Source organism: Actinophytocola sp., from assembly GCF_035634895.1.
Classification (GTDB): domain Bacteria; phylum Actinomycetota; class Actinomycetes; order Mycobacteriales; family Pseudonocardiaceae; genus Actinophytocola.
Map to the genome: position 1 here is coordinate 1 of NZ_DASQCC010000218.1, position 8,305 is coordinate 8,305.

Sequence of the window (8,305 nt, forward strand, 5' to 3'; positions counted from 1 at the left end):
CGGGTTCTTCGTGAACACGCTGGTGCTGCGGGTGAGTACGGACGGCGACCCGTCGTTCCGGGAGCTGGTCGGCCGGGTGCGTGAACGTGGCCTGGATGCCTACGCCCATCAGGACGTGCCGTTCGAGCGGCTCGTCGAGGCGTTGAACCCGGCCCGTTCGCTGTCCTACCACCCGCTGTTCCAGACCATGCTCGCCTGGCAGAACACGCCGACGGCCGGTGTGGAGCTGCCCGGCCTGACCGTCGACGAGATCAAGGTCGGCACCGGCACCGCCAAGTTCGACCTCTGGCTCTCCCTCACCCTGCAGCCGCACGGCATCCAGGGCCTCGCCGAGTACAACACGGAGGTCTTCGACCATGCCACGGTGGACGCCGTCCTGGCGCGGTTGGCACGCCTGCTGCGCGCGGTCGTCGCCGACCCGGACCTACCGCTGAGCGCGATCGACCTGCTCACGGCCGACGAACGCACGCGGCACTGGGTCGACACCGCGATCCCGGAGACCACGCTGCCGGCGCTGTTCGCCGCGCAGGTCGCCGCCACCCCCGACCACCCGGCACTGTTCTTCGAGGGCACCGAGCTGACCTACGCGCAGCTGGACGCGCTGTCGAACCGCCTGGCCCGATTGCTGGCCGATCGGGGCGCCGGCCCGGAGAGGATCGTCGCGCTGGCCCTCCCGCGTTCGGTCGAGCTGGTCACCGCCATCCTCGCCGTGCTGAAGACCGGCGCCGCCTACCTGCCACTCGACCCCGACTACCCGGCCGACCGCATCGAGCTCATGCTCGCGGACGCCGCCCCGGCGCTCGTCATCACCCCGGAGCTCCTCGCCGGGACCGAACTGCCCGAGGACGGCACGCGGTTCGACGCCGGCGTGCGCCCCGACCATCCGGCATACGTGATCTACACGTCCGGCTCGACCGGCCGCCCCAAGGGCGTCGTCGTGCCACACCGGGGAATCGTCAACCGTCTACTGTGGATGCAGCACGAGTACCGCCTGACGCCGGAGGACCGCGTCCTGCAGAAGACGCCGTCGAGCTTCGACGTGTCGGTGTGGGAGTTCCTGTGGCCGCTGATCGCCGGCGCGACGGAGGTCGTGGCCCGTCCGGACGGCCACCGGGATCCCGCCTACCTGGCGTCGCTGATCCGCGAGCGCGGCGTCACGACCGTCCACTTCGTACCGTCGATGCTCCAGGTGTTCCTGCGGGAGCCGGGTGCCGCCGCGTGCACGTCCCTGCGCCGGGTCATCTGCAGCGGCGAGGCACTGCCGGCCGACGCCGTCCAGCTGTACCACGGCGTGCTGGACGCCGGCCTGCACAACCTCTACGGCCCGACGGAAGCGGCCGTCGACGTCACCTACTGGCGCTGTGCCCCGGCCGACGCGACCGTGCCGATCGGCCACGAGGTCTGGAACACCCGCACCTACGTGCTGGACGCCCGCCTCCAGCCGGTCCCGCCGGGCACCCCCGGCGAGCTGTACCTGGCCGGTGTCCAGCTGGCCCGCGGCTACCTGAACCGGCCGGGGCTGTCCGCCGAACGGTTCGTCGCGGACCCGTTCGGTCCGCCGGGCGCCCGGATGTACCGGACCGGTGACCTCGCGAAGCGCCGCCAGGACGGCGCGCTCGAGTTCCTCGGCCGCGCCGACGAGCAGGTCAAGATCCGCGGTTTCCGCGTCGAGCCGGGGGAGATCGCCGCGACGCTGGCCGAGCATCCCGAGGTCGACCAGGCCGTGGTGGTCACCCGTGAGGACCGGCCCGGCGACGTCCGCCTCGTCGGCTACGTGGTACCGGGCGATGCCGCGAACGCCGGCGCGACCGAGCATGTCGAGCAGTGGCAGGAGCTCTACGACTCGATGTACGCCGCCACGCCGGCGGACGACTTCTCCGGCTGGAACTCCAGCTACGACGGGCGACCCATCCCGGTCGAGCAGATGCGGGAGTGGCGCGACGCCGTCGTCGCGCGGGTGCGTGAGCTGCGGCCCCGGCGGGTGCTGGAGATCGGTGTCGGCACCGGCCTGATCCTGTCCCAACTGGCCGGGGAGTGCGCGGAGTACTGGGGTACCGACCTGTCCGCGGCGGTGATCTCCGGCCTACGCCGGCGGTTCCCGGACGTGATCCTGCGCCACCGGGACGCGGCCGACTTCTCCGGACTGCCGGCCGGTTTCTTCGACACCGTCGTGCTCAACTCGGTCGTGCAGTACTTCCCGAGCGGCGACTACCTCCTCGACGTGCTGCGCGGGGCGCTGGACCTGGTCGTGCCCGGCGGTGCGGTGTTCGTCGGCGACGTGCGTGACCTGCGCCAGCTGCGGGCCTTCCACACCGAGGTGGCCGCACGGCGCGGCGACCGGACGGTCGAGCAGAGCCTGGCGCGGGAGAAGGAGCTGCTCGTCGACCCCGCGTTGTTCGCCGGCCTCGGGCCCGCGGACATCCGGATCAAGCGGGCGGCACACGTCAACGAGCTGAGCCAGTTCCGCTACGACGTGGTGCTGCACAAGGGATCCCGCGGGACGCGGGAGCTGGCGGCGGTGCCCGAACTGGCCTGGGCGAGCCTCGGCGCCACCGCCGCACTGCTCCGGCAGCGGCCGAAGGCGTTGCGGGTGAAGGGAATCCCCAACGGCCGGCGCACCGGCGATGTCGATCCCGAGGCGCTGCACGAGCTCGGCGACGCACTCGGGTACCGGACGGTCGTGACTTGGGCGGCCGGAACGGACGGCGCCCTCGACGCGGTGTACTTCACCGGCGACGGCGTGCCGGTCGGCGCCTTCCGGGGCGAGGCGGACGGCCCGCTGTGCACCGACCCCCTCCGGTTCCGCCGGCACGCCGAGCTGGCGGCGTCGGTCCGGGAGCTGGCCACGCGACGGCTGCCAGAACACATGGTGCCGTCGGCGATCGTCGTGCTCGACGCGATCCCCGTGACGGCCAACGGAAAGCTGAACCGCCGCGCCCTTCCCTCACCCGACCCCGCGGTGTCCACCTCGGACCGGGAACCCGCGAACGAGCGGGAACGGCTGCTGTGCGAGCTGTTCGCCGAGGTGCTCGGCGTGCCGGAGGCCGGCCCGGACGACAGCTTCTTCGACCTCGGCGGCCACTCCCTGCTCGCGACCCGGCTGATCGCCCGGGTTCGCGCCGCGCTGGACACCGAGCTGGCCGTGCGCTCGGTGTTCGAGACGCCGACCCCGGCCGGCCTGGCCGCACTGCTGACCGAGTCCACCAGGGCCGCCCGGCCGCCGCTGGTGCCGGTGCGACGCCCCGAGTACCTGCCGCTTTCCTTCGCCCAGCAACGGTTGTGGTTCCTCCACCACCTGGAGGGCCCGTCGGCCACCTACAACGTGCCGCTGGTCATGCGCCTGTCCGGTCCCGTCGACGTTCCCGCACTGTGGGCCGCCCTGCGTGACGTCACGGACCGTCATGAAGCGCTGCGTACGGTGTTTCCACAGCGCGACGGCACGCCCTACCAGCGAATTGTGGACAACTCCGCGGTCGAGCCGCGGGTTCGGGACGTGGCCGAGGACGACCTGGACGCGGTGCTGACCGGTCTGGTGCGCGGCCCGTTCGACCTGGAGAACCGCGTGCCGATGCGGGTCGAGCTGCTCCGGCTCGGCGCCGAGGAACATGTGCTGGCACTGGTGTTCCACCACATCGCGTCCGACGGCTGGTCGATGGCCCCGCTGTGGCGGGACATCGCGGCGGCGTACACCGCCCGCCTGCGCGGCGAGGCTCCACAGTGGACTCCACTGCCGGTCCAGTACGCGGACTACACGCTGTGGCAACGCGACCTGCTCGGCGCCGAGGACGACCCGGCCAGCGAGGCCGCCGCGCAGCTGGACCACTGGCGCACGGCGCTGGCCGGGCTGCCGGAGCGGATCGAGCTGCCGCTGGACCGCCCACACCCGAAGGTGGCGACGTTCCGCGGCGAGCTGTACACGTTCACCTGGGACGCAAGCCTGCGCGCGGGGCTCTCGGCGCTGGCGCGGTCGTGCGGTGCGTCGGTGTTCATGGTCGTCCACGCCGGCCTGGCGGCGCTGCTGACCAGGCTCGGCGCCGGCACGGACATCCCGATCGGCTCGCCGATCGCCGGCCGCACCGACCACGCGCTGGACGATCTCGTCGGGTTCTTCGTGAACACGTTGGTGCTGCGCGTGGACACCTCCGGCGGCCCGACGTTCCGCGAGCTGGTCGGCCGGGTGCGGGAGCACGACCTGGCGGCACACGAGCACCAGGACGTGCCGTTCGAGCGGCTGGTCGAGGTGCTGAACCCGACGCGGTCGCTGTCGTACCACCCGCTGTTCCAGGTGATGATCGCCGGCCAGAACAACACGCGGGCGGAGGTGACGCTGCCGCGCCTGACGGTCACGGAGATCCCCGTGACCACGGGCACCTCGAAGTTCGACCTGTCGATCTCGCTGACCGAACGGGACTCCGGCATCGACGGCGTGCTGGAGTTCAACACCGACGTGCTGGACCGAGCCACGGTGGACTCGATCCTCGCGCGCCTGGAACACCTGCTGCGGTCCGCGCTCGCCGCCCCGGACCAACCGCTGGGCGGCCTGGACCTGCTGGCCGCCGGTGAACGCGAGCAGGTCCTCGGCTCGTGGGCCGGCGTGGACGAGGGCCTTGGCACGTCGACGTTCGTGTCCCTGTTCGCCGAGCAGGTCCGCACCCGCCCCGACGAGGTGGCGGTGGTGCTCGAGTCGGCGTCACTGACCTACGCCGAGCTGGACGAGCGCGCGAACCGCCTGGCGCACCTGCTGATCGCCCAGGGCGCCGGCCCGGAGAAGGTGGTGGCCCTGTCCGTGCCGCGCTCCCTGGACATGGTCGTCGCCGAGCTGGCGGTGCTCAAGTCGGGTGCCGCGTACCTGCCGATCGACGTGGACTACCCGGCCGAGCGGGTGGCGTTCATGCTGGCCGACGCCGCGCCGGTGTGTGTGGTGACGACGCTGGACGAGGACGCCCTCGCGACCGCGCCATCCTCGGATCCGGGCGTGGAGATCATGCCGGCCAACGCGGCGTACGTGATCTACACGTCCGGCTCGTCGGGCCGCCCGAAGGGCGTGGTCGTGTCCCACGCCGGCGTGGCGAAGCTGGTGGCGACGCAGGTGCGGCGGTTCGGGGTGGGGCCGCACAGCCGGGTGTTGCAGTTCGCGTCGCCGAGCTTCGACGTGGCGTTCTGGGACCTGTGTCTCGGGTTGCTGTCCGGCGGGCGGCTGGTGGTCGTCCCGGCGGAGCGGCGGGTGGCGGGCGAGGCGTTGACGTCGTACGTGCATGAGCACGGTGTCGACTTCATGATCCTGCCGCCCGCGCTGCTGGACGCGCTACCCGCGGACCTGGACCTCCCGCACGACTCCGTCCTGCTGGCCGGCACCGAACGCGTGTCTCCCGAGCTGGTGGCCCGCTGGTCGGTGAACCGCCGCATGTTCAACGCGTACGGCCCCACCGAGGCGACGGTGAACTCGACGCTGGGCGAGTGTGCCCCCGGTTCGCCGACGGTGCCGATCGGTGTCCCGGACCCGGACACGCGTGCGTATGTGCTGGACGCAACGCTCAGCCCGGTGCCGCCGGGTGTGGTGGGGGAGCTGTACCTGGGCGGCTCGGGTCTGGCCCGGGGCTATCTCGGGCGGCCGTCGTTGACCGCGGAGCGGTTCGTGGCCGACCCGTTCGGGTCCGGCACCCGCCTGTATCGCACCGGGGATCTGGTCCGTTGGTTGCCGGACGGTCGGCTGGTGTTCCTGGGTCGTGCGGACGACCAGGTCAAGATTCGCGGCTACCGCATCGAGCTGGGCGAGATCGAGTCGGTGCTGGCCGCCCATCCCGCGGTGGGCCAACCGTTGGTCATCGCCCGGGACGGCGAGCTGATCGCGTACGCGGTGCCGGCCGGCGGCCGGGACACGGACGCGGAACTGAGTCAGGTGGCCGAATGGCACGAACTGCACGAGGACGTGTTCACCGGCAGCGGCGGCATGGAGGAGAACTTCGTCGGCTGGAACTCCAGCTACGACGGCTCCCCGCTCCCCCTTGCCGAGATGCGCGAGTGGCATGCGGCGACCATCGACCGGATCCAGGCGCTGTCCCCGCGGCGCGTGTTCGAGATCGGGGTGGGCAGCGGCCTGATCCTGTCCCGGGTGGCGCCCGGAGCCGAGGAGTACCGGGGCGTCGACCTGTCCGAACAGGCCGTGGCGAACCTCCTGCGCGAGGTGGGCGACGACCCGAGGATCCACCTGGCGGCCCGTCCGGCACACGACCTGGGCGAGGTGCCGGAGTCGCACTTCGACACGGTGATCATCAACTCGGTGGCCCAGTACTTCCCGAGCGTCGCCTACCTGGCGGAGGTGGTCCGTCAGGCGTACCGGATGCTCGCCCCGGGCGGCGCGATCTTCCTGGGAGACATCAGAAACGCCCGCCTCCTACCGGTGTTCGCCGCCGCGACCGGCCGGGCCCGGGAAGGCGAGCTGCTGCTCGATCCCGACTTCTTCCCCGCCATGGCAAGGGAACTGGGTGCCGACGCAGACCTGTGGATCAAACGCGGCACGGCACACAACGAGCTGACCCGGTACCGCTACGACGCGGTGCTACGCAAGGCGGAGCCGGCCCCGCCCGCCGCCGAACGCGCGGTCGCGTTCACCGACGGCGCCGCGGTCGAACGGCTCCTGCGCGACGAGCATCCCGACCGCCTGCGGGTCACCGGCATTCCCAACGGCCGCCTCGCCGGCGACCTGGCGGACTTCACCGGCACCGACCCCGAGGACCTGTTCGCTCTCGCCGAGCGGGCCGGGTACCGCGTGGCCGTCACCTGGGCCGCCACCGCCACCGCACTCGACGCCGTCTTCGCCGTTGACGAGCCCGACCGCGTCTACCGGCCGTCGCCGCCGCGGCGGTCCCTCGCCGAACTCGGCAACAACCCCGCGGGCAGGCGGGACACCGGCTCGCTCGCCACCGCACTGCGGGCCCACGTCCGCGACCACCTGCCCGCCTACATGGTCCCCTCCGCGTTCGTGCTCCTCGACCGGCTGCCGCTGCTCCCCTCCGGCAAGGTCGACCGCAAGGCCCTCCCCGCGCCCGAACGCCGCCTCGACACCACCGGTCGCCCGCCCCGCACCCCGGTGGAGGAGGTCCTCTGTGGACTCTTCGCCGAGGTGCTCCAGGCGCCCGCGGTGGGCGTCGACGACGACTTCTTCGCGCTCGGCGGGCATTCCCTGCTCGCCACCCGCCTGGTCGCCCGCGTCCGCGGGGTGTTCGGTGTCGAGCTGGCGGTGCGGACGGTCTTCGAGACGCCCACCGTCGCCGGGCTCGCCACCGCGTTGTCCACAGAGGACACTCAGGCCCGGCCACCCGTCCGGCCGGTCGACCGGCCGGAGCGGCTGCCGCTCTCCCACGCCCAGCAACGGCTCTGGTTCCTGCACCGCCTCGAAGGCCCGTCGCCCACCTACAACATGCCCAGTGCCGTGCGTCTTGCCGGGCCGCTCGACACCACCGCCTTGGAACAGGCGCTCCGCGACGTCCTCCACCGGCACGAGGCCCTCCGCACCGTCTTCCCCGAGTACGACGGCGTTCCCCACCAGCACGTGCTCGACGACCCGGCCGTCTCGCTCACCCGGCGCGACGTCGGCGCGGACCCCGGCGGCCTCGCCGACGCCATCTCCGCCGCCGCACGCACGACGTTCGACCTCGAGACGGAGGTGCCGCTGCACGCCGAGCTGCTGCGGCTCGGCGACGACCAGCACGTCCTCGTCCTGGTGTTCCACCACATCGCCTCCGACGGCTGGTCCACCGCCCCGCTCTGGCGCGATCTCGCCACCGCGTACGCGGCCCGCACCAGGGGACACGAGCCCGGCTGGGCGCCGCTGCCCGTCCAGTACGCGGACTACACGCTGTGGCAACGTGAGCTGGACATCGATGCCCAGCTGGGCTACTGGCGCGAGGCGCTGGCCGGCCTGCCCGACCGCATCGAACTGCCCACCGACCGGCCACACCCCTCCCGCGCCTCCTACCGTGGCGAGCTGGCACCGTTCGCCTGGGACCTGCGGGACGGCCTCACCGACCTCGCACGAAGCTGCGGCGCCAGCGTGTTCATGGTTGTGCACGCCGGCCTCACCGCGCTGCTGACCAGGCTGGGTGCCGGCACCGACATCCCCGTCGGCACGTCGATCGCCGGGCGGACCGACGAGGCGCTCGACGACCTGGTCGGGTTCTTCGTGAACACGCTGGTGCTGCGGGTGAGTACGGACGGCGACCCGTCGTTCCGGGAGCTGGTCGGCCGGGTGCGTGAACGTGGCCTGGATGCCTACGCCCATCAGGACGTGCCGTTCGAGCGGCTC

1 protein-coding gene is annotated in these 8,305 nt (G+C 72.3%); it reads left to right on the top strand.

The annotated features are described in order from the left end of the window. On the top strand, positions 1-8,305 hold an 8,305-nt coding region (locus tag VET29_RS33560), incomplete at both ends, for a non-ribosomal peptide synthetase (protein WP_324928283.1).